The sequence below is a fragment of the Corallococcus sp. CA049B genome (assembly GCF_003611685.1).
GTDB classification, from domain to species: Bacteria; Myxococcota; Myxococcia; order Myxococcales; family Myxococcaceae; genus Corallococcus; species Corallococcus coralloides.
Window position 1 is genome coordinate 1 of the sequence record NZ_RAWC01000023.1, and the last position, 21,097, is coordinate 21,097.

Annotated in this window: 18 protein-coding genes; 15 read left to right on the plus strand and 3 right to left on the minus strand. The window is 69.6% G+C overall.

The features are described from left to right. Positions 1-8: 8 nt before the first annotated feature. Entirely contained in the window at positions 9-1,562 is a 1,554-nt protein-coding gene (locus tag D7W82_RS07805; protein ID WP_120617725.1) for an aminotransferase class I/II-fold pyridoxal phosphate-dependent enzyme, read from the minus strand. Between the two features lie 430 nt (positions 1,563-1,992). Between D7W82_RS07805 and D7W82_RS07810 the strand changes: the two genes are divergently transcribed. From D7W82_RS07810 to D7W82_RS07830, 5 genes are all read left to right on the plus strand, one after another. After that, positions 1,993-4,458, plus strand: coding sequence for an RND family transporter (locus D7W82_RS07810; protein ID WP_120617726.1), 2,466 nt, complete (start codon positions 1,993-1,995; stop codon positions 4,456-4,458). Beyond that, on the plus strand, positions 4,455-5,435 hold the full coding sequence (locus D7W82_RS07815) for a phosphatase PAP2 family protein (RefSeq protein WP_171424724.1): 981 nt from the start codon (positions 4,455-4,457) through the stop codon (positions 5,433-5,435). Before D7W82_RS07810 ends, D7W82_RS07815 begins: the two co-directional genes overlap by 4 nt. Before the next feature lie 61 nt (positions 5,436-5,496). Next, positions 5,497-6,696 (plus strand): aminotransferase class I/II-fold pyridoxal phosphate-dependent enzyme, encoded by a 1,200-nt coding sequence (locus D7W82_RS07820; protein WP_120617727.1) that lies wholly within the window; start codon positions 5,497-5,499, stop codon positions 6,694-6,696. Positions 6,697-6,702: 6 nt separating this feature from the next. Beyond that, positions 6,703-7,422, plus strand: a complete 720-nt coding sequence (locus D7W82_RS07825; protein ID WP_120617728.1) for a class I SAM-dependent methyltransferase — start codon at positions 6,703-6,705, stop codon at positions 7,420-7,422. Between the two features lie 20 nt (positions 7,423-7,442). Next, complete coding sequence (locus tag D7W82_RS07830) at positions 7,443-8,417, plus strand: hydroxymethylglutaryl-CoA lyase (protein ID WP_043321614.1); 975 nt, start codon at positions 7,443-7,445, stop codon at positions 8,415-8,417. 24 nt (positions 8,418-8,441) lie between these two features. On the opposite strand, the gene D7W82_RS07835 is transcribed toward D7W82_RS07830, so the two are convergent. Further along, entirely contained in the window at positions 8,442-10,436 is a 1,995-nt protein-coding gene (locus D7W82_RS07835; RefSeq protein ID WP_120617729.1) for a TIM44-like domain-containing protein, read from the minus strand. A 104-nt stretch (positions 10,437-10,540) separates the two neighbouring features. On the opposite strand from D7W82_RS07835, the gene D7W82_RS07840 reads away from it, so the two are divergent. After that, complete coding sequence (locus tag D7W82_RS07840; protein ID WP_014397059.1) at positions 10,541-11,317, plus strand: enoyl-CoA hydratase-related protein; 777 nt, start codon at positions 10,541-10,543, stop codon at positions 11,315-11,317. Positions 11,318-11,398: 81 nt separating this feature from the next. Here the strand turns inward: D7W82_RS07840 and D7W82_RS07845 are convergent, their stop codons facing one another. Continuing rightward, complete coding sequence (locus D7W82_RS07845) at positions 11,399-11,779, minus strand: YtxH domain-containing protein (protein ID WP_120617730.1); 381 nt, start codon at positions 11,777-11,779, stop codon at positions 11,399-11,401. Between the two features lie 218 nt (positions 11,780-11,997). Between D7W82_RS07845 and D7W82_RS07850 the strand changes: the two genes are divergently transcribed. From D7W82_RS07850 to D7W82_RS07890, 9 genes are all read left to right on the plus strand, one after another. Further along, on the plus strand, positions 11,998-13,527 hold the full coding sequence (locus tag D7W82_RS07850) for an acyl-CoA carboxylase subunit beta (protein WP_120617731.1): 1,530 nt from the start codon (positions 11,998-12,000) through the stop codon (positions 13,525-13,527). Positions 13,528-13,570: 43 nt separating this feature from the next. Further along, positions 13,571-14,716: an acyl-CoA dehydrogenase family protein gene (locus D7W82_RS07855; protein WP_120617732.1), complete on the plus strand. Its 1,146-nt coding sequence runs from the start codon at positions 13,571-13,573 to the stop codon at positions 14,714-14,716. Then, a complete protein-coding gene (locus D7W82_RS07860; protein WP_120617733.1) occupies positions 14,716-15,579 on the plus strand; it encodes a hypothetical protein in 864 nt (287 codons plus the stop codon). Before D7W82_RS07855 ends, D7W82_RS07860 begins: the two co-directional genes overlap by 1 nt. A 14-nt stretch (positions 15,580-15,593) precedes the next feature. Beyond that, a complete protein-coding gene (gene rnc, locus D7W82_RS07865; RefSeq protein WP_171424725.1) occupies positions 15,594-16,367 on the plus strand; it encodes a ribonuclease III in 774 nt (257 codons plus the stop codon). A gap of 67 nt (positions 16,368-16,434) precedes the next feature. Next, a complete protein-coding gene (locus D7W82_RS07870) occupies positions 16,435-17,103 on the plus strand; it encodes a peptidylprolyl isomerase (protein ID WP_120617735.1) in 669 nt (222 codons plus the stop codon). Beyond that, positions 17,100-17,657 (plus strand): peptidylprolyl isomerase, encoded by a 558-nt coding sequence (locus D7W82_RS07875; RefSeq protein WP_120617736.1) that lies wholly within the window; start codon positions 17,100-17,102, stop codon positions 17,655-17,657. Before D7W82_RS07870 ends, D7W82_RS07875 begins: the two co-directional genes overlap by 4 nt. 83 nt (positions 17,658-17,740) lie before the next feature. After that, positions 17,741-18,694, plus strand: a complete 954-nt coding sequence (era, locus tag D7W82_RS07880) for a GTPase Era (protein ID WP_120617737.1) — start codon at positions 17,741-17,743, stop codon at positions 18,692-18,694. Positions 18,695-18,764: 70 nt separating this feature from the next. Continuing rightward, on the plus strand, positions 18,765-20,174 hold the full coding sequence (gene der / locus D7W82_RS07885) for a ribosome biogenesis GTPase Der (protein WP_120617738.1): 1,410 nt from the start codon (positions 18,765-18,767) through the stop codon (positions 20,172-20,174). Between the two features lie 95 nt (positions 20,175-20,269). Then, a complete protein-coding gene (locus D7W82_RS07890) occupies positions 20,270-21,079 on the plus strand; it encodes a tol-pal system YbgF family protein (protein WP_370450953.1) in 810 nt (269 codons plus the stop codon). The last annotated feature ends 18 nt before the right edge of the window (positions 21,080-21,097 follow it).

Here is a 21,097-nt window from a genome sequence, read left to right on the forward strand (position 1 = left end):
GGTGGGGCTCAGTTCCTCTCGGCCGGGTTGCCGTCGGAACCGTCGCTGCCGTTGCGCATGAAGAGCTGCGCGCCCTTCTCCAGCAGCACGCCGCCCAATTCGCTGCGCTTCTCCCACAGCTTCTTGGGCGCGCCGCCCAGCCGCCGCAGGTCCTCCGGCTGCAGGTTCGCCGCGCGCCAGGTGAGCTGCTCCACCGCGTCGAAGAACTTCCCGGCCATCTCCCGCGAAGACATCCGCGACAGCTGCTCCAGGCTGAAGCCCTTGTCCGCGAGCAGGCCCGCGCTGCCCGCCGCCCACGTCTCGCTCGCCTTGTTGCTGCGCACCGCGCTGCCCGGCCGGGCGATCTTCACCGGCTCGTACACCGTGGGGCGCGTCTCCGGGATGACGTTGAGCTTGCGGCCGATCTTCTCGAAGGTGTCCAGCACCTGATCCAGCTGCGCGTCCGTGTGCGTGGCCATGTAGCTGGTGCGGATGAGCGCGTGGCCCGCCTCCACCGCCGGCGGAATGACGGGGTTGGCGAACACGCCCGCCTCGTGCAGCGCGCGCCAGAAGCGGAAGCACTTCACCTGGTCGCCAATGTGCACCGGCACCACCGGCGTCACCGACACGCCCGTGTCGAAGCCCATGGCGCGGAAGCCGTTGTGCATCTTCTCCGCGATGTCCAAGAGGCGCTCGCGGCGCTGCGGCTCCGCCTCGATGATCTCCGTCGCCTTGAGCGCCGCCGCGATGGACGCGGGCGTCATGGACGCGGAGAAGATGACCGAGCGCGCCTTGTGGCGGATGTAGTTGATGACCTCGAAGGGGCCCGCGAGCACGCCGCCCAGCGACGCGAAGCTCTTGGAGAACGTGCCCATCACCAGGTCCACGTCCTTCTCCAGGCCGAAGTACTCGGAGGTGCCCCGGCCCAGCTCGCCCAGCACGCCCATGGCGTGGGCGTCATCCGTCATCACGCGGGCGTTGTACTGCTTGGACAGCTCCACGATGCGGGGCAGGTTGCAGACGTCGCCCTCCATGGAGAACACGCCGTCCGTGACGATGATCTTCCCGGCGCCCGGCTCCGCCGCGGCGAGCAGCTGCTCCAGGTGCTCCATGTCGTTGTGGCGGAACTTGCGCTCGGTCGCGAACGACAGGCGCACGCCGTCCACCAGCGACGCGTGGTTCGCGCGGTCGCTGAACACGATGTCGTGCCGGCCCAGGATGGACGCCAGCGCCAGGTTCGTCTGGAACCCGGTGGAGATGACGATGGCCGCCTCGCGGTTGAGGAACTTGGCCAGCCGCGCCTCCAGCTCCTCGTGCAGCGCCAGAGTGCCGTTGAGCAGGCGCGAGCCGGAGCACGTGGTGCCGAACTTCTCCGTCGCCTTGATGGCCGCTTCCTTCACGCGCGGATCCGCGGACAGGCCCAGGTAGTTGTTCGAGCCCACCATGATGACCCGCCGCCCCTCGATCTCCACCTCCGTGGCTCCGTGCGACGCCTCGATGGCCCGGAAGTACGGGTACAAACCCGTGGCCTTGGCGATGCGGTAGTCCTTCCAGGTACGGCACTTGTCGAACACGTCGCTCATGGTGGTCTTTCTTACGCGTCGGAGGGTGTGATCCGAGCCGCTTTCCATGTGCAGGGCGCGTTCCAGGTTCGGATTGCCCGGCCGCGCGAACACCCAGGGGGACGACGCGAGGGGGTCAATAAAGAGGGAAAACCGCACTGTCAAGGCAGGGACGGTCCCATCGCATCGCGTGTGGGGCATCCGTGTCAGGGCGCGCCTTGACAGTCATGCCGCATTGGTGGCACGCCGCGCCCCCGGACCTTCGTTCGCCAGTGGATGCTCCAGCACCCAGGGCACACACGGGTTCACATGGGGAATGGGTCGCGAGGGGCCGTCTGTTCCGGGGGCCTGGATCATGGCCGGCTTATTGCTTTGCCGGCCGGTATCAGAGGAGCAGACGGTGTCCCAAGCACGACGGCAGCGGTGGTTCGAGGGCTTCATCCAGGCAGCGATGTCGCGCCCCTGGCAGGTGCTGCTCGCTGTCGCCCTGGTGACGGCCGCCGCGGGCTTCTTCGCCTCGCGTCTGGAGTTCCGGGGCTCGTTCGTGGAGCTCCTCCCGGAGGGTGCCCCGGAGGTCCGGGACCTGACACGCGTGTCAGAGAAGGCGGGTGGAGACGGCTACCTGGTCATCATGGCCAAGGGAGCGGCACCGGAGGCCCTGAAGGCCTACGCCACGGAGTTCCAGAAGCGCCTGGAGGCCCTGCCGACGGTCCGCTACGTCGAGCACCACTATGACGTGGCCTTCTTCCGCCGCCACGGCCTGCTTCTGCTGCCCACGGCGGAGGTCGCCTCGCTGCGTCAGGACCTGGAGGCCCGCGTCCGCTACGAGAAGGAGCGCGCCAGCCCCCTCTTCGTGGACCTGGAGACGGAAGAAGCGCCGCCCACCTTCGAGGAGATCGCGAAGAAGCACACCCCGGACACCACGGCGCTGCCGGAGACGCTGGCGAACAAGGAGGGCACCGAGGTCTACCTGATGATCAAGCCGTCGGGGACGGCGGGGGACCTGGAGTTCGCGCGGAACTTCGTGGCCTCGGTGTTCGACACCGGCCGCCAGCTCGCGGCGGAGAAGTACCCGGGCGTGACGCTGGAGGCGACGGGCAACTTCCAGAACCGCATCGAAGAGGACGCGGTGATGCGCCGCGACCTGTCCAACGCGGGCCTCTTGTCCGCGCTCATTGCCGTAGGGCTCATCCTGCTGGCCACCCGGCGCATCTCCGCGCTGGCGGTGGTGGGCGTGCCGGTGATGGTGGGGCTGATGCTGACGTTCGCGTTCGCGCAGGGCGCCATCGGCCACCTCAACATCGTGACGGGCTTCCTCGTCGCCATCCTCATCGGCCTGGGCATCGAGTACGGCGTCCACCTGGCCATGCGCTACTGGGAGGAGCGCGAGCGGCACGGCGTGAAGGAGGCGCTCACGGCGGCGGTGCGCGGCACCTTCAGCGGGGCGCTCACGTCCGCCTTCACCAACGCGGCGGCGTTCTTCGTGCTGGTGCTGGCGCAGTTCCACGCCTTCCAGCAGTTCGGCCTGCTCGCGGGCGTGGGCGTGCTGATGGCGGTGCTGTCCGCGTACGCGCTGGGCCCGTCGCTGCTCGCCATCGCGGAGCGCATCCGCCCGTTCCGCCGCGACGCGGCCTCCACCGCCCAGGCCTCCGCGCCCGTTGCGGTCCCCGCTCCGGCGAAGGAGTGGCGGCGCTGGCCCACGGGCGTCATCGTCGCGGTGGCGCTGTCGGTGGTGGGCTTCGCGGCGTACTCGGTGGGCATCGCGCCCCGGTTGGGCTTCGAGACCAACCTGCGCAACCTGAAGGGTGACTCGCCGGCGTCGCGGCTGGACGACCACATCACGGAGCAGATCGGCTCGCCGCTCAACCCGGCCATCCTCGCCGTGGACACGCTGGAGCAGGTCCGCGAGGTGGAGGCCGTCATCGCCCAGGTGAAGGCGAAGAACGGCGCCAACTCCGTGTTCCTGCGCACCGCGTCCTTGAGCGACCTGGTGCCCTCCGACGTGGCGGGCCACGAGGTGGAGCTGGGCCGCATCCGGGCGCTGCTCGACGGGCTGCCGAAGTCCGCCCAGGAGGACCCGCGCGTGAAGGAACTGCGCGCCATGGTGGACGCGAAGCCCTACGGCCTGGACGAGCTGCCGGTGGAGGCGCGCCGCCGCTTCGAGGCGCTGGACGGCAAGGGGATGTTCCTCCTGCTGTTCCCGTCCGTGTCCAACTACGACACGCAGGACCTGCACCGCTGGGCGGGGCAGCTGGATGAGGTGGTGGCCGGGGCGAAGGCGAAGGGCATCGACCTGGCGGTGCTGGACAGCAACCGCATCGCGGCGCGCATCTTCTCGCTGGTGCGCATGGACGGGCCGTTCATCCTCTGGTCCGCGGCGGCGGTGGTGTTCCTGGTCATCCTCGCCAGCCTGCGCAGCTTCAAGCGCGCGCTGCTGGTGGCGGGCCCGCTGTTCCTGGGCATGACGTGCCTGGCGGGCGGGATGTACCTGTTCGACGTCCAGCTCAACTTCATCAACGCGGTGGTGCTGCCCAACCTGCTGGCCATCGCGGTGGACAACTCGGTGCACCTGTTCCACCGGTACGAGGAAGAGGGCCCCGGGTCGCTGGGCCGGGTGGTCCGCAACACCGGCTTCGCGGCGGTGGTGGCCACCCTGTCCAACGCGGCGGGCTACGGAGCGCTCCTCGTGGCGAACCATCAGGGCTTGCGCAGCATCGGACAGATTGCCCTACTGGGGGTCGTGAGCACCTTCCTGGGAACGACGGTGTTCTTCCCGGCGATGCTGGCGCTGTTGGAGCGGTGGAAGGGGCGGCGGTCCGCGGTGGCGCCGGAGTCGGGCGCGGTGGTGCGGAGCCTCAATCTCGGGGGGGCCGGCGAGCTGCCGGCCGAGTCGCCGGGGGAGCGCAAATCGGCGTGAGCATCTGGTCATTCAGCGAAGGCCGCGTGCGGCCCGTCGTGACGTCGTCGAACGAAGCGCTCGTGCGCTTCCGGCAGGTGGACCTCGTCCTCATGGTGGCCTGCTCGGTGGCCGCCCTGATGTGCGTGGGCCCGGCCCGCTGGGCGCCGCACTCCGGCCGCAACGCGCTCCTCTTCCTCTTCTTCGCGCTGGGCCTGCCGGCCATGCGCATGCTGGAGGCGCGCTTCCCGCGCCAGCAGCTCCTCGCCATCGTGGCGGACTTCTGGCTCCTGCCGGTGTCGGCGCTGGCCCACGGGTGGCTGGGTCCCATCGTGGACTGGATGAACCCGGTGCTGAAGGACGCCCAGCTGGTCGCGGTGGATCAGAAGCTGTTCGGCTTCCAGGCCGCGGTGGCGCTGGCGCACGTGGTCCCGCCCTGGGCCAACGACGTGCTGATGCTCTGCTACTACGGGCACTTCATCTGGCCGCTGCTCCTGGGCGTCTACCTGTACGCCCGGGGCAGGGGGGCCACGCCCGGCTTCGACGAGTACCTGCTGGGGCTGGGGCTGCTCCTGGGCTTCAACTACGCGGCGTACTCGCTGGTGCCCGCGGTGGGGCCCCGGTACTTTCTCATCGGCGCGTTCGACGGGCCGGCGACGCAGGGGTGGATCCTCACGCCGCTCTTGGAGTCCATGATGCGCACGCCCATGTACACCCGGGACTGCTTCCCGTCCGGGCACACCGGGGTGATGCTGGTGGTGCTCTTCTACGCGTTCCGGTTCGCCCGGCGCTTCTTCTGGGTGATGCTCTTCCCGGGCATGGGGCTCATCTTCGCGACGCTGGCGGGGCGGTTCCACTACGCCATCGACCTCATCTGCGCGGTGCCCCTGGTGATGGTGGTGACGGGGCTGGCGCTGGCCCTGTCCCGCTCCGCCCGGCAGCGCGCGGTGGAACAGGGCGCGCGTTCCGTGCCCGCGGACGCTATCGTCCGGCCCTGAACCGCCAGCCGGTCGCCCCGGGGTTCGGGGTGGACGTGCGCTGGCCTCAGAGGCCTGCCCCATGCCCCCCCGGCCCGTGCTCGCGCAGCGCGTCTCCCGCTTCGGCACCACCGTCTTCTCCGAGTTCAGCGCGCTGGCCCTGAAGCACCAGGCCGTGAACCTGGGGCAGGGCTTCCCGGACTTCGACGGGCCGGACGCCATCAAGGAAGCGGCGTGGAAGGCCATCCAGGGCGGCGTCAACCAGTACGCCCCCGGCATGGGCGCCAAGGACCTGCGCAACGCCATCGCGGAGCACGCGCAGCGCTTCTACAACCACGCCGTGGACCCGGACACGATGGTCACCGTCACCAGCGGCGCGACGGAGGCCATCCTCGACGTCATCCTGGGCCTGGTGGATCCGGGCGACGAGGTGGTGGCCTTCGAGCCGTACTACGACTCGTATGACGCCAACATCGCCTTCGTGGGCGCCACGCCGCGCTACGTGCCGCTGCGCCCGCCGGACGCGGAGCACGCCACCTGGTGGTTCGACCGGGAGGAGGTGCGCGCCGCCTTCGGGCCGAAGACGCGGCTGCTCATCCTCAACTCGCCGCACAACCCCACGGGCAAGGTCTTCACCCGCGAGGAGCTGGAGTTCCTGGGCAACCTCTGCGCCGAGCACGACGTGAAGGTGCTGGCGGACGAAGTCTACGAGCACATCGTCTTCGCCCCCGCGAAGCACATTCGCGCGGCCACGGTGCCGGTGCTCGCGGACCGCACGGTGACGGTGAGCAGCGCGGGCAAGTCCTTCAGCCTGACGGGGTGGAAGATCGGCTGGATCATCGCGCCGCCGCCGCTGCGGGACGCCGTACAGCGCGCGCACCAGTTCGTCACCTTCGCCACCGCGTCGCCGTTCCAGGCCGCCATGGCCGTGGCGCTGCGGCTGCCGGACAGCTACTTCCAGGACCTGACGGCGCTCTACACCGTCAAGCGCGAGCGGCTGCTCACGGGCCTGCGCGAGGCGGGGCTCCAGGCGTACTCGCCGGAGGGCAGCTACTTCATCCTCGCGGACATCCGCGGCTACGGCTTCGAGGACGACGTCGCGTTCTGCCGGCACCTGGTGACGGAGGTGGGCGTCGCGGGCATCCCGCCCAGCGTCTTCTACGGCCCGGAGCACCGGCACCTGGGACAGCGCTTCGCGCGCTTCGCCTTCTGCAAGACGGAGGGCGTGCTGGATGAAGCCGTGCGCCGCCTGCGCGCGAAGCTGCCCGCCCTCAAGCGCTGACGGGCCGTGAGCGACTTCTTCGGAGAGCTGTACCTGCGCAGCACGCTGCCGTACCTCTCCGAGGCGGTGACGGCCCGGGAAGCCGAGTACCTGTCCCGGGCGTTCGCGGACGTGGAGGGCCCGGTGGTGGACCTGGGCTGCGGCCACGGCCGGCACGCGGCGCGGCTCAACACGGAGGGCGCGCTCGCCGGCAGGGTGGTGGGCCTGGAGCTGGATCCGCTGTCCCTGCGCCTGCGCCGCCCCGGCTTCCCCGTGGTGCGGGGCGACCTGCGGGCGCTGCCCTTCCAGGACGCGACCCTGGGGGGCGCCTACGCCTGGTATTCGACACTCTTCGCCTTCAGCGACGCGGAGCACGTCCAGGTGCTGCGCGAGGTGGCGCGGGCGCTCAAGCCCGGCGGACGGTTGGTGTTCCAGACGGTCCCCTACGAGCGGCTGGCCGGAAGTCCGGGCGCGTCGTTCCGCGAGCGGTTACCGGATGGGAGTCTCCTGGAGGAGGAGAGCCGCTTCGACGCGACGCGTGGAAGGGATGTCGGGCAGCGTCAGCTCACCTTGCCTGACGGTCGCGTGCTGCGAGCGGCGTACACGCTTCGTTACTATCCTCTTGCGGAACTGAAGGGGCTGTTGGAAAGCACGGGCTTTTCGGTGCAGTGGGTGCACGGCGGCCTGGATGGCGCGCCGGTGTCACCCGAGTCGACCGACCTCATCGTGGGAGCCGGGCGCCGGTGACGGAGCCCCGGACACGTCCAGTGGATCCGAAAGAGACATCGCGAACGCGGGTCGGCCTGCTGGGGCAACTGCCCCGCCGGGTCGACGTGTACGAGGTCGGCCCCCGCGACGGCCTGCAGAACGAGCTCCGCACGCTGCCCACCCGAGACAAGGCGCGGCTCATCAACGCCCTGGTCGCCGCGGGGGAGAAGCGCATCGAGGTGACGTCGTTCGTGTCACCCAAGTGGATCCCCCAGCTGGCGGACGCGGAGGAATTGCTCAAGCTGGTGGGCCGCCGCCCCGGCGTCGTCTTCTCCGCGCTGGTGCCCAACCTCAAGGGCCTGGAGCGCGCGCAGGCGGCGGGCCTGGAGGAGGCCGCGGTGTTCATCTCCGCGTCGGAGGCCCACTCCAAGAAGAACATCAACAAGACCATCGCGGAGGCGCTGGCCGGCGCGAAGGAGGTGACGGCCGCCGCCCGCAAGGCCGGGATGCGCGTGCGCGGCTACCTGTCCACCGTGTGGGGCTGCCCCTACGAGGGCCACGTCCCGGTGGAGCGCGTGGTGGACATCTGCCGCCAGCTGGTGGACGCGGGCATCTACCAGCTGAGCCTGGGTGACACGATTGGCGTGGGCACGCCCCGGCAGACGGAAGAGATCTTGGCGGCGCTGCTCCAGCACATGCCGGTGGACACGCTGGCGCTGCACCTGCACGACACGCGAGGCACCGCGCTGGCCAACGCGCTGGTGGGCCTGTCCGCGGGCGTCACCACGTTCGACGCGAGCATCGGCGGACTGGGCGGCTGTCCCTACGCGCCGGGCGCCGCGGGCAACCTGGCGTCGGAGGACGCCGTCTTCATGCTGCACGGCATGGGCGTGGACACCGGCATCGACCTGGACAAGCTGGTGGAGGCCGGGGAGATCGCCCAGGAGCTCATCGGCCGGAAGCTCGCGGGCAAGTACCTCCAGGCCGCGCTCGGCGAGCGGGACAAGAAGGCCACCCGCCGCGCGCAGACCTGAGAATCCCCCGAGGGGACCCCTGACTCAGTGGTCCCCGATGAGCGCCGGGAGCTTCTCCTCCAGGCCCAGGTGCTGGGCGGCGATCTGCAGCATCTTCCGCTCCTTGCGGTCGATGCGGCCGTCCACCAGGGCCATCTCCACGATGTGGCGCAGGAACACCTCCGCCTCCGGGCTGCCGCGCGGCACCAGTCGCTCGAAGAGCTGCGGCCCGGCGTTGAGGGCCATCTCCACGTTGGCCCACGACACGCTCCAGCGCTCCGCGCACAGCTTGAGCAGGCGGCGCTCCGCGCTGGAGACGTCACCGTCCGCGGCGGCGATGGACGCCATCATGTAGAGCAGCCGCTCGCGCTCCTTCACGTCCGTCACCACCCGGTCGCCGTCGTCATGGCCGTGGCCATTGCCATGTCCGCCCATGTCCACGGGCGGGGGCGGGACGGTGCCGCGCTCGGCCCGGCGGGCCTCCTGGTAGCGGGCCGCGTTCCGGGACGTGCGCTGCGCGTGCTGGACGTTCCAGGACTCGAAGGGGAGGGCGGACGCGAGCACCCAGTCGCGCTCGCCGTTGCCCAGCACCGTGCCGCAGAACTCGCAGGTGTTGGCCGCGCTGTTGGTGGTGGGCGCGTTGCACTGCGGGCAGCGGTCCGTGGACATGCCGGTGTCCGTGTTCGTCTTCGCGCCGTGGCGGCGCAAGAGCGTGAAGACCCAGCGCTGCGGCACCGTGGGCAGGCTGGGGGGCTTCTCGTTCACCGGGCCAATGCCCATGCGGGCGCTCCAGCGGATCTCCACCTGCGCCTCGTCGAAGGACTCCGGGTGCACCTCCAGCGCGCGCACGTCCACCGCGCCCACCGCGCACTCCAGGAAGACGCGGCGGCGGCCCTGCTTCGCCAGCTGCCCCAGCTCCGCGTCCAGCTTCGTGAGGGCGTCCGCGTTGGCGACCTTGGACAGTCGCTGCGGCTCGTTGCGGCTCTGCGCGTCGATCCACTTCCAGAACAAGAGCGACGCGCGGTCCTCCAGCATCTCCAGGTTGAGCGCCGGGTCGTCCGCGCGCGCCTGCATCAGCCCGTCCACCTGCTTGTGGTGGCGCACGTGCTCCACGCCCTGCGTGATTTCAGAGAGCGTCCAGTCGTAGTTACCGGAGTTCACCACCGCGTCGCAGAACTCGCAGGTGTTGGACGCGCCGCCCTTGAAGGGCGCGCCGCAGTTGGGGCACTTGCCCTGGAACAGGTCCTCGCCGATGCGCGTCTGCGCGCCCGGCTTGCGCACGAAGGTCCACACCTCCGTGAACGTCTCCGGGGCCACCTTGCTGGCGGCGGCCATGGCCTGCGCGTCCGTCTGGTCCGCGGGCACGTCCGTGTCGCGGATGCTCGCGCGCACGCGCACGTGGATGCTGTCGTACCACTCGGTCTGGTGCAGTCCGATGAGCTGCACGTCCAGCACCTTCATGTCCGCGAGCGCGTCGCGCACGCCCTGCGCCTGCATCAGCGCCAGCTGCACGTTGAAGCGCTGCCACGTCGCGTCCGACAGGAAGGGGCGCACCGGCGTCATGTCCCGGCGGAACCACGACTTCTGCAATTCGATGAAGAGCCAGCGCACCTTCTCCAACGTGGGCTCCAACTCGAAGGACGGGTCCTTGAGCTTCAGCGCGTTCACCCAGCCCTGCACGTCACGGCCGGACACCTCCGTGCGCACCTCCGCCTCGCGCTGATCCAACGCGCGCCGGGTGGTGGCGTCCGGGTGCAGGTTGCGCTTGTAGAGCCAGTACGCGACGCCGCCGATGATCAGCAGCGGGACGGTCACCTTCGGGTAGAGGAAGAGGAAGCGGATCAGCTCGAAGAGCAGCCAGATGGGCAGGCCGTCGCCCCCGCCACCTCCGTTCCCGCGGTCGCGGCCGGACGTGTAGTGCTCGCCTCCACCGCCGCGCGCCAGGGCCACGAGCGGCAGGGCGAGCACGAGCAGGGCGGACACGGTGAGCAGGCCGGGCAGCCACCGCCACGGGCGTTTCGCTGTTGAGCACGAAGGCATGGGCAGGATCCTATCCGTTTACGGCTTGCCAGACTGGGGAACAGGTTTCAGGCTGCGCGCCATTCACGCGGGCCGCCCAGCGCGGCCCGTCACGGGGAGCGAAGATGCCGGAGTTCAAGGTCGAGGCCCGAGGGGCCATCGAGATCTGGACCATCGACGGGGAGAGCCGCCGCAACGCCATCAGCCGCGCGATGCACCAGGAGCTGGACGCGCTCGTGTCCCGCGTGTCCTCCGGCCGCGCCGTGCGCGCCGTCATCCTCACCGGCGCGGGCGACAAGGCCTTCTGCGCGGGCGCGGACCTCAAGGAACGCACCACCATGTCGGAGGACGAGGTGCGCGCCTTCCTCAACGGCCTGCGCGTCACCCTGCGCTCGATTGAGAAGAGCGACTGCGTCTTCATCGCCGCCATCAACGGCGCGGCCTTCGGCGGCGGCACGGAGCTGGCCCTGGCGTGCGACCTGCGCGTCGCTTCCCCCGCCACGGAGATGGGCCTCACGGAGGTGAAGCTGGGAATCATCCCCGGCGGCGGCGGCACCCAGCGGCTCGCGCGGCTCATTGGCCCGGGGCGCGCCAAGGACCTCATCCTCACCGCCCGGCGCGTGAACGCGGCGGAGGCCTTCAGCATCGGCCTGGTGAACCGGCTGGCTCCGGAAGGGCACCTCTTGGAGGTCGCCTTCCAGCTCGCGGAGGCCGTGGTGGAGAACGCCCCCGTGGCCGTGGCCACCGCCAAGCACGCCATCGACGAGGGCACCGGCCTGGAGCTGGACGACGCGCTGGCGCTGGAGCTCAAGAAGTACGAGGAGGTGCTCAAGACGGAGGACCGGCTGGAAGGGCTCCGCGCGTTCGCGGAGAAGCGTCCCCCTGTCTATAAAGGCCGCTAGGCCCTTCGAAAGCGACAGGGGCGGCAGGCCCGCGGTTGCCCGCGGACCGTGCTGCCCCTGCTTGCACCGCTCACCTCGACTTCAGGCGCTCGCGGTCTTCTCTCCGCCGATGTTCACGCCCTGCTTGTTGATGTAGCCCATCGCCTTGTCCTTGACGGTGGTGCGCAGCTCCGTGCCGCGGCTCGGGGCCATCAGCAGGGCCACGATGCTGCCCGCGGCGGCGCCCAGCAGGAACGCCCCCAGGCCGCCCAGGCCCGCGCGCGCCGGCTTGTACGTCGTCAATCCCACATAGCGCAGCGCGTCGTCCGGGTCGAAGTTGTCCCAGGACTTCCGGGCCACCTTGCCGGCCTTGTCCGCGTAGTCGGGCAGCTGATCCAGCAGCTGGTGCGCCAGGAACTGACGGTACAGCTTGCTCTTGGCCAAAGCCTTCGCCTGCCACGTCGCCTTCTTCGCTCTGAACATGGGTCCCTCCTGGGCCGGATGCGGTTCACGGGGCGGTTCGTGGCCCGCCTGGGTGCACACCCCCCGTGCAGCATGAAGGTAGGCAGGGAAGCCCCAAGCGACACCCCCCCGGAGCGCTCCTCCGTGGCCTCATGCGTCGTCCTGTGGACGGCACGGCTGGTGCTTCGGCTGGCAAGAAGGCAGCCAGGCCAGGGGTTTCTTGGTATGGGACGACGGCCATGTCCTCAGATCAGAAACTGCTCGAGAAGGTCTCCCAGGTGGAGAAGGGCGGCGCGCCCAAGTACCACGCGAAGAACGCGGAGACGGGCAAGCTCTTCGCGCGCGAGCGCATCCGGTTGCTCGTGGACGCGGACTCCTTCGTGGAGGACGGCAAGCTCGCCAACAACCTGGACCCGGAGCTGCCCTCCGACGGCGTCATCACCGGCGTCGGGCGCATCGACGGGCGCGCGGTGGCCATCATGGCCAACGACTCCACGGTGAAGGCGGGCAGCTGGGGCGCGCGCACGGTGGAGAAGATCCTCCGCATCCAGGAGACGGCGAGGGCGCTCAGATGCCCGCTGCTCTATCTGGTGGACAGCGCGGGCGCGCGCATCACGGACCAGGTGGAGATGTTCCCCGGCCGCCGCGGCGCGGGCCGCATCTTCTACAACGAGGTCCACCTGTCGGGCTTCGTCCCGCAGATCTGCCTGCTCTTCGGCCCGTCCGCCGCGGGCGGCGCGTACATCCCCGCGTTCTGCGACCTGGTCATCATGGTGGAGGGCAACGCCTCCATGTACCTGGGCAGCCCCCGCATGGCGGAGATGGTCATCGGCGAGAAGGTCACCCTGGAGGAGATGGGCGGCGCGAAGATGCACTGCTCCGTGTCCGGCGTGGGCGACGTGCTGGTGAAGACCGAACAGGAAGCCATCGCCGCGGCGAAGCGGTACCTGGCCTTCTTCCCGGAGAACTTCTCCAAGGCCCCGCCGCAGGCCGAACTGAAGGCGCCCAAGCACAGCGGCAAGCGCGTGGACGAGATCGTCCCGCCGGATCAGAACAAGCCGTTCGACATGCACGCCCTCATCGCGGAGCTCATCGACGAGGGCAGCTGGTTCGAGGTGAAGAAGCTCTTCGCGCAGGAGCTGATCACGGGCCTGGCGCGCATTGGCGGCCGTCCGGTGGGCATCGTCGCGAACCAGCCCAAGTACAAGGGCGGCGTGCTCTTCGTGGACAGCGCGGACAAGGCGGCCCGGTTCATCTGGCTGTGTGACGCGTTCAACATCCCGCTGCTGTACCTGGCGGACGTGCCGGGCTTCATGATCGGCACCAAGGTGGAGCGCGCGGGCATCATCCGCGCGGGCGCGAAGATGATCTCCGCGGTGTCGGAGGCCAGCGTGCCGCGCATCTGCGTGGTGGTGCGCAAGGCGTACGGCGCCGGCCTCTACGCCATGAGCGGCCCCGGCTTCGCCCCGGAGGCCACGCTGGCGCTGCCCCAGGCGATGATCGCCGTGATGGGCCCGGAGGCGGCGGTGAACGCCGTCTACTTCAACAAGATCCAGGAGCTGCCGGAGGCCGAGCGGCCAGCCTTCGTCCAGAAGCTCCGCGACGAGTACAAGGAGGACGTGGACATCTTCAAGCTGGCCAGCGAGCTCATCATCGACGCCGTGGTCCCCGGCGACTCCCTGCGCGGGGAATTGATGCAGCGTTATTCACTGTATGCGGACCGGTTCCAGCCCCGTGCGGAGAAGAAGCACGGCGTCCACCCCGTCTGAAGTTCCCCACCCGTCATTCACGCTCTAGATTCCGCACCCGACCATGGACTTCGAACTTCCTGAAAGCCACCGCGCCCTGCAGGCCTCCCTCCGTGAATTCTGCGAACGCCGCGTGAAGCCGTACGCGCGCGAGTGGGACAAGGACGAGAAGTTCCCCATGGAGGTGGTGAAGGAGCTGGGGCAGCTGGGCGTGCTGGGCATGCTCGTCTCCGAGGAGTACGGCGGAGCGGCCATGGACTCGCTCGCCGTGGCGGTGGCAGTGGAGGAGATCGCCCGCTACGACGGCTCGCTCGCGCTCACGGTGGCCAGCCACAACGGCCTGGGCACCAGCCACGTGCGCGTGTTCGGCAACAAGGCGCAGCACCAGCGCTACCTGCCCAAGCTCGCCTCCGGTGAGTGGCTGGGCGCGTGGGGCCTCACCGAGCCGGGATCCGGTTCGGACGCGTCCGGCATGCGCACCACCGCCGTGAGGAAGGGCAACAAGTGGGTGCTCAACGGCGCGAAGATGTTCATCACCCAGGGCACGGTGGGTGACGTGTTCGTGGTGCTGGCGCTCACCTCGCCGGAGAAGCGCCAGAAGGGCATCACCGCCTTCGTGCTGGAGAAGGGCATCCCCGGCTTCAGCCAGCGCGCCATCCACGGGAAGCTGGGCATGCGCTCGTCGGACACGGCCGAGCTGATCCTCGAGAACGTGGAGGTCGGTGACGACGCCATCGTGGGCGAGGTCGACCGCGGCTTCATCGACACGCTGAAGATCCTCGACAAGGGCCGCATCACCATCGGCGCGCTGTCGGTGGGCCTCCTGCGCGGGGCGCTGGAGGAGTCGGTGGCGTACTCCAAGGACCGCACCGCGTTCGGTCAGCCCATTGGCGAGTTCCAGGGCCTGCGCTGGATGATGGCGGACATGAAGACGGAGCTGGAGGCGGCGCGCCTCTTGGTGCACCGCGCGGCGCGGCTCGCGGACGCGGGGCAGCCGTACTCGGAGGAGGCCTCCATGGCGAAGCTCTTCGCGTCGGAAGCGGCCATGCGCGGGTGCAACAAGGCCGTGCAGATCCACGGCGGCTACGGCTACACGCGCGAGTTCCCCGTGGAGCGCTACCTGCGCGACGCCAAGCTCTGTGAGATTGGCGAAGGCACGAGCGAGATCCAGCGGACCATCATCGCTCGCGAGACCTTCAAAGGCGCGTAATGGATACTGCTCGGCTGCGAGAGCTGGGGCTCCTGGTCCGTGAGGAGCCGTCCGGCGTCGAAGTGGTGCTGGACCTGGAAGCCGCGTCCCTGGTGAATCCCATCACCAAGGACTTCATCACCGAGATCACCTTCCAGGGGATGGGGGACCGGCTCATCCCCATCTCGCCGCCAGCCGTGGTGGGCATGGCGCCCATCCTCCTGTCCGCCATCGACGCGGCGGAGGAGATGCAGGCGCTCCTCCTGGACACCTTCAGCGACCACGTCTTCCACCTGCAGCGCCGCTCGGAGGAGCTGCAGCTCTTGGGCCTGCCCGCGGACGTGGATCCGCAGTCGCTGGTGCTGTCCACGGACGTGAAGGAGGGCCAGCTCGCGGTGAAGCTGGTGGCGGACCGGCAGGGCAACTTCCGCATCGCGCAGGCCATCCGCGGGCGGGAGGAGCTGGTCACCGCCGCCGGGCACGTCATCGAGCTGTCGGAGTTCCGCGAGAAGGCCGCGCTGACGGGCTACCTGTCCGCGCTGCTCGGCGAGCCCGTGGCGCGCGCGCCGCAGGCGACGTCCGGCGCGGAGCCGGTGCGCTTCGTGGAGATCGTGGAGAAGTTCGGCCCGCAGTCGCTGGTGCCGCCGCGCAGCAGCCTGGAGTTGCTCGCGCAGCTGCAGGTGGAGGGCAAGGCCTACCGCTTCGCGGCCGCGCGCATCGCCGGGCGCACCTTCCGGGGCCTGCTGGCGGGCACCCAGGGCAAGGTGTGGGCGGGGCGCTTCGAACTGGATGAGTTCCCCGGCGTCGTACAGTTGGTGGCGGAGCTGTTGAAGGTCGCTCCCGAGGCCGTGCGACTCGTGGGCCCGGACGCACCCCAGGAGTGAGCCGCGTGGAGAAGATGACCCTGGCCGAGCGGGTGCAGGCCCTGGAGGCCCGCCTGGGCGTGCAGTTCTCCAAGCGCGACCTGGCCCTGGAGGCGCTGACGCACAAGACGTACGTCAACGAGAACCGCGACCAGCACCTCAAGGACAACCAGCGCCTGGAGTTCCTGGGCGACGCCGTGGTGGACCTGGCCGTGAGCCACCGGCTGATGGACCGCTGCCCCGGCGTCCCCGAGGGTGAGCTCACCAAGATGCGCGCCCGCATCGTCCACGAGGAGGGTCTGGCCCGCGTGGCCCGGAGCCTGCGCCTGGGCGAGCTGCTCCTCTTGGGCCGGGGCGAGTCCCAGTCCGGAGGCCGCGACAAGAACTCGCTGCTCGCGGACGCGCTGGAGGCGGTGCTGGGCGCCGTCTACCTGAGCGGCGGACTGGAGCCGGCGCTGGCCCTGGTGGACCGCGTCTTCGGGGAGCTGGTGGAGGAGGTGGCCTCCGGCGCGGGCCGCCTGGACTACAAGACGCTCCTCCAGGAGCTGGCCCACGAGAAGCTCAAGCTGTCGCCGCGCTACCGCGTGGTCGCGGAGACGGGCCCGGAGCACGCCAAGGTGTTCGAGGTGGAGGTGTGTATCGGGGAGTCCGTGTACGCCCGCGCCACCGGCCGGAACAAGAAGGAGGCCGAGCAGGCAGCCGCTCGCACCACGCTGGAGCGCCTGAAGGAGGAGGCGGCTGTCGTGGCATCCCCGGCTGTCGTGGCGCCCGTCCCGGGAGGTCCTTCCCCGGACGACCCTCCGGCGTGAAAGCCCTTGGAGCGGGAGGGGGGTGGGGGGTAGGGTCCGCGCCTTCCTGCCCTGGAGGCTGTCCCGTATGCACCGTCTTCTCGGTCTCACCGTGGCGCTCGCCGCCGTCGCGGCGTTGGCCGCCGAGCCCGCCACGGGCCCGTGGACGAAGAAGGTCCAGGCCGGCAAGGACCTCTACGCGACGCTGAAGACGAGCCAGGGCGTCATCACCGTGAAGCTCTTCTCCAAGGACGCGCCCCAGACGGTGGCGAACTTCGTGGGCCTGGCCACGGGCGAGAAGGCCTGGACGGATCCGACGACGGGCGAGCAGGTGAAGGGCAAGCCGCTCTACGCGGGCACCGTCTTCCACCGCGTCATCCCGGGCTTCATGATTCAGGGCGGCGACCCCACGGGCACCGGCAGGGGCGACCCGGGCTACCGCTTCGCGGACGAGTTCCAGAGCGGCCGGAGCTTCGACAAGCAGGGCCTGCTGGCCATGGCCAACGCGGGCCCCAACACCAACGGCAGCCAGTTCTTCATCACCACCTCCACGCCCGCGCACCTCGCCGGCCGCCACACCATCTTCGGCGAGGTCGTCACCGGCTACGACGTGGTGGAGAAGATCGGCAACGTGCCCCGCAGCGCCCAGGACCGGCCGCAGACGCCCGTGGTCCTGGAGACGATTACGCTGAGTGAAAAGGCGCCCAGGAAGCCGGCCGCCCCCAAGCCCGCCGCCCCCAAGAGCCCTCCGCAATGAGCTTCATGGAACAGGCCCGCGCGGGCACGGAGTTGTTCGGCACCTTCCAGACCACGGAGGGGCGCATCGTGGTGCGCCTGTTCTCCCAGGAGTCACCGAAGACGGTGGAGAACTTCGTGGGGCTGGCCACCGGGGAGAAGCCCTGGACGGACCCCATCACGTTCCAGCCCCAGCACGGCCGCCCGCTCTACGACGGGACGCTCTTCTTCCGCTGCATCAAGGACTTCATGATCCAGGGCGGGGACCCGACCAGCCGGGGTAACAACGGCCCGGGCTTCCGTTTCGAGGATGAGTTCCAGGGTGGCCGGCGTTTCGACAAGAAGGGTGTGCTGGCCATGGGCAACACCGGCCCCAACACCAACGGCAGTCAGTTCTTCATCACCGCGGCGCCGCAGCCCCACCTGGACAACCGGTACACCATCTTCGGCGAGGTGGTGGAAGGGCAGGACGTGGTGGACCGCATCGCCAATGAGCTTCCCAAGGATTCAAGCGACCGTCCCCGCCGGGACGTGCGCATCCAGACGTTGACCATCTCCACGGCGCGGCCTTCGTAAGCAGTCCGCCGCCGTACCCTGGCAGTTCCCCCGGGGCCTTCCCGTCGTCGAGGTTGGAAGGCCCACTGATCATCTCCGGAAGTATGGCCTCTCAGTCCCAGAAGAAGACCCCTCGCGCTGGCTTCGCCGCGCTCATCGGCCGGCCCAACGTGGGCAAGAGCACCCTGCTCAACGTGCTCACAGGCGAGAAGATCGCCATCGTCTCGCCCAAGCCGCAGACCACCCGCAACCGCATCCTGGGCGTGGTGACGCGCCCGGAAGGGCAGGTGGCGTTCATCGACACTCCCGGCATCCACCAGGCCAAGGGAGAGCTCAACCGATACATGGTGGAGGCCGCCCTCTCCGCGGCCGAGGAGGTGGACCTGGTCCTCTTCCTCATCGAGCCGCCCCAGGGCGAGACGCTGGACGTGACGCCGGGCAACCGCGCCATCCTCGAGCGGCTCCAGAAGGTGGGCAAGCCCACCTTCCTGGTCATCAACAAGATCGACTCCATCCCCAAGGCGAAGCTGCTGCCGCTCATCGCGCTCTACGGCCAGGAGTTCCCCTTCGCGGAGGTGGTGCCCATCTCCGCGCGGGAGAAGGACGGCGTGGAGCAGCTGTTCCAGGTCGTGCTGGGCCACCTGCCGGAGGGCGAGCCCCTCTTCGCGGAGGACATGCTCACGGATCAGCAGGAGCGCGTGCTGGTGGCCGAGTACATCCGCGAGCAGGTGCTGCGGCACTGCCGGCAGGAGATTCCGTACTCCACCGCGGTGCTGGTGGACGTGTTCGATGAATCCGAGCGCGAGCCGCGCCCCGGCACGCCCCCTGGCCAGCTGGGTGGCCTCATCCGCATCGCGGCGTCCATCTACGTGGAGCGCGACAGCCAGAAGGCCATCCTGATTGGCAAGCAGGGGCAGATGCTGAAGCTCATCGGCACGGACGCTCGCAAATCCGTGCAGCGCCTCTTGGGCGCGCATGTGTATCTGGACCTGCGCGTGCGCGTGGAGGCCCGCTGGAGCGAGCGCGCCGCGGGGCTGAGGAAGCTGGGTTACGAGTGATGTCGCCGCTGAAGTCCGTGCCGCTGACGTCGTTGCATTCGAAGTCGTCGTCGCTGTCGAAAGAGACTCCATGAAGCCGCTGGTCGCCATTGTCGGTCGCCCCAACGTGGGCAAGAGCACGCTGTTCAACCGCCTGGTGGGCCGCCGCATCGCGCTCGTCGAGGACCAGCCCGGCGTCACCCGCGACCGGCACTACGCCGACGCGGAGTGGGAGGGGCGCGCCTTCACCCTCATCGACACGGGCGGCTTCGTCCCCGGTGAGAAGGACTCGCTGCTCAAGCAGGTGCGCGAGCAGGCGCAGTTCGCGGTGGAGGAGTGCGACGTCATCATCTTCGTGGTGGACGCCCGCGCGGGCATGACGACGGCGGACGAGGCCGTCGCCAACTACCTGCGCAAGGCGGGCAAGCCCGTCGTCGTGGCGGCCAACAAGCTGGACAACGAGTCCGGGCAGATGCAGTCGCTGGCCGGCGAGTTCTTCCGCCTGGGCCTGGGCGACGTGAACGCCATGTCCGCCGAGCACAACCTGGGCATGGGCAGCCTGATGGACTCCGTGGTGTCCAAGCTCCCGGAGAAGCAGGAGGGCGAGGACTCGGAGGCGCCGCCGGACGACGGGAAGATCCGCGTGGCCATCATCGGCCGGCCCAACGTGGGCAAGAGCACCCTGGTCAACGCCATCCTCAAGGAGAAGCGCGTCGTCACCAGCGACGTCGCCGGCACCACGCGTGACCCCATCGACTCGGAGGTCACGTACAAGGGCAACCAGCTCATCCTCACGGACACCGCGGGCATCCGGCGCAAGAAGACCATCGCGCACCAGGTGGAGCAGTACTCCGTCATCGCGGCGCTGAAGGTCCTGGAGCGCAGCGACGTGGCGGTGCTGCTGATGGATGCCACGGAGCCTGCGGTGGATCAGGACGCGAAGCTCGCGGGCCTGTCCATGGACCGGGGCCGCGCGCTGGTCATCGTCGTCAACAAGTGGGACCTCATCGCGGAGGACAAGCGCCGCCAGGATGCCTTCCGCGAGGACCTCAAGATCGCCCTCAAGTTCGTGGGCTACGCGCCGGTCATCTTCACGTCCGCCCTGCACGGCTCCAAGGTGGAGAAGGTCGTGGACGTGGCGGTGGAGCTGGCCAAGCAGTTCCGCTTCCGGGCGCCCACCCCGCAGCTCAACAAGCTGCTGGACTACATGGTGGACAACAACCCGGCGCCCATCGTGAAGAGCAAGCCCCTGCGCCTGTACTACATCGCGCAGGTGGCGGCGGCCCCGCCGACCTTCACCCTCACCTGCAACGAACCGCAGGGTGTGCCGGACATGTACAAGCGGTACATCACCAACCAGATCCGCAAGACGTTCGACCTGCGGGTCCCCATCCGGCTGCTCTTCCGCGAGCGGCCAGGCAAGGCCAAGCGCGAGGCGCGCAAGAACCCGCACCTGGCGGGCAAGGGTGGCAAGGGTGGGAAGCGGGCAGGGCGCGACTGACCGCGCACACGCGTTGACACTCCCAGCGGGCGCTCTTTACAGTGCGCCGCTTTCCCAGAGCGAAGAGCACCGTCGAGCCGGAGAGAGGTCCCTTCATCGTGGCCCAGCAGAAGACCGAGAAGATTCGCCAGCAGGAGCTTCGTCAGCCGGACGCCTTCCAGAAGGCGGGAGCGGACGCGCGCGACTGGCTGATGCAGCGCCAGAAGTTCCTCGCCATCGGCGCGGGCGTGCTCGTGCTGGGCGCGGTGGGCGTGGCCATCGCCAGTGAAGTGTCCAAGCGCGGCGAGGAGCAGGCCTCCATGGCCCTGGGCCAGGCGCTCACCGTCCTGGACCGCCCCGTGACGGGCGTGGACCCGGTGGACCCGTCCGCCACGGAGCCCCCGTTCCCCACGGTGCAGGCCCGCGACGAGGAGGTCGTGAAGCAGCTGGCCGCCTTCCGCAAGGAGCACGGCGGCACCCGCTCGGCGACGACGGCCGCCCTGCCGCAGGCCAAGGCCGAGTTCCGGCTGGGCAAGAACGACGACGCCCTGGCGTCCCTGGACGTCTTCCTCAAGGGCGCCCCGGAGAATGACGCCCTGCGCGCCAGCGCCCTGGAAGGCCAGGGCTACGCCTACGAGGCCAAGGGTGACTACGCCCAGGCCATCACCTCCTTCGAGGCGATGGAGAAGGCGGACACCGGCGAGTACCTGGTCGGCATGGGCGCGTACCACAAGGCGCGCATGCTCATCCTCCAGGGCAAGAAGGACGAGGCCGCGCAGGTGCTGTCCAAGATTCCCACGGACCACCCGAACAGCGCCGCGGCCCGTCAGGCCACCGAGCGCATGGCGGTGCTGGCCGCGGAGGGCGTGAAGGTGCCCACGCCGGCGCCGCCCGCCGCGACGGACACGGACGCGGGGCAGCCGTAGCGCGCTCATGACCATGCG

Bases quoted from the DNA above. Each gene is read 5' to 3' on its own strand.
- D7W82_RS07820 (WP_120617727.1), top strand. From the start codon at position 5,497: ATGCCCCCCCGGCCCGTGCTCGCGCAGCGCGTCTCCCGCTTCGGCACC.
- D7W82_RS07805 (WP_120617725.1), bottom strand. From the start codon at position 1,562: ATGAGCGACGTGTTCGACAAGTGCCGTACCTGGAAGGACTACCGCATC.
- D7W82_RS07845 (WP_120617730.1), bottom strand. From the start codon at position 11,779: ATGTTCAGAGCGAAGAAGGCGACGTGGCAGGCGAAGGCTTTGGCCAAG.
- D7W82_RS07875 (WP_120617736.1), top strand. From the start codon at position 17,100: ATGAGCTTCATGGAACAGGCCCGCGCGGGCACGGAGTTGTTCGGCACC.
- D7W82_RS07810 (WP_120617726.1), top strand. From the start codon at position 1,993: ATGTCGCGCCCCTGGCAGGTGCTGCTCGCTGTCGCCCTGGTGACGGCC.
- D7W82_RS07840 (WP_014397059.1), top strand. From the start codon at position 10,541: ATGCCGGAGTTCAAGGTCGAGGCCCGAGGGGCCATCGAGATCTGGACC.
- D7W82_RS07850 (WP_120617731.1), top strand. From the start codon at position 11,998: ATGTCCTCAGATCAGAAACTGCTCGAGAAGGTCTCCCAGGTGGAGAAG.
- der (WP_120617738.1), top strand. From the start codon at position 18,765: ATGAAGCCGCTGGTCGCCATTGTCGGTCGCCCCAACGTGGGCAAGAGC.
- D7W82_RS07855 (WP_120617732.1), top strand. From the start codon at position 13,571: ATGGACTTCGAACTTCCTGAAAGCCACCGCGCCCTGCAGGCCTCCCTC.
- D7W82_RS07870 (WP_120617735.1), top strand. From the start codon at position 16,435: ATGCACCGTCTTCTCGGTCTCACCGTGGCGCTCGCCGCCGTCGCGGCG.
- era (WP_120617737.1), top strand. From the start codon at position 17,741: ATGGCCTCTCAGTCCCAGAAGAAGACCCCTCGCGCTGGCTTCGCCGCG.
- D7W82_RS07860 (WP_120617733.1), top strand. From the start codon at position 14,716: ATGGATACTGCTCGGCTGCGAGAGCTGGGGCTCCTGGTCCGTGAGGAG.
- rnc (WP_171424725.1), top strand. From the start codon at position 15,594: ATGACCCTGGCCGAGCGGGTGCAGGCCCTGGAGGCCCGCCTGGGCGTG.
- D7W82_RS07835 (WP_120617729.1), bottom strand. From the start codon at position 10,436: ATGCCTTCGTGCTCAACAGCGAAACGCCCGTGGCGGTGGCTGCCCGGC.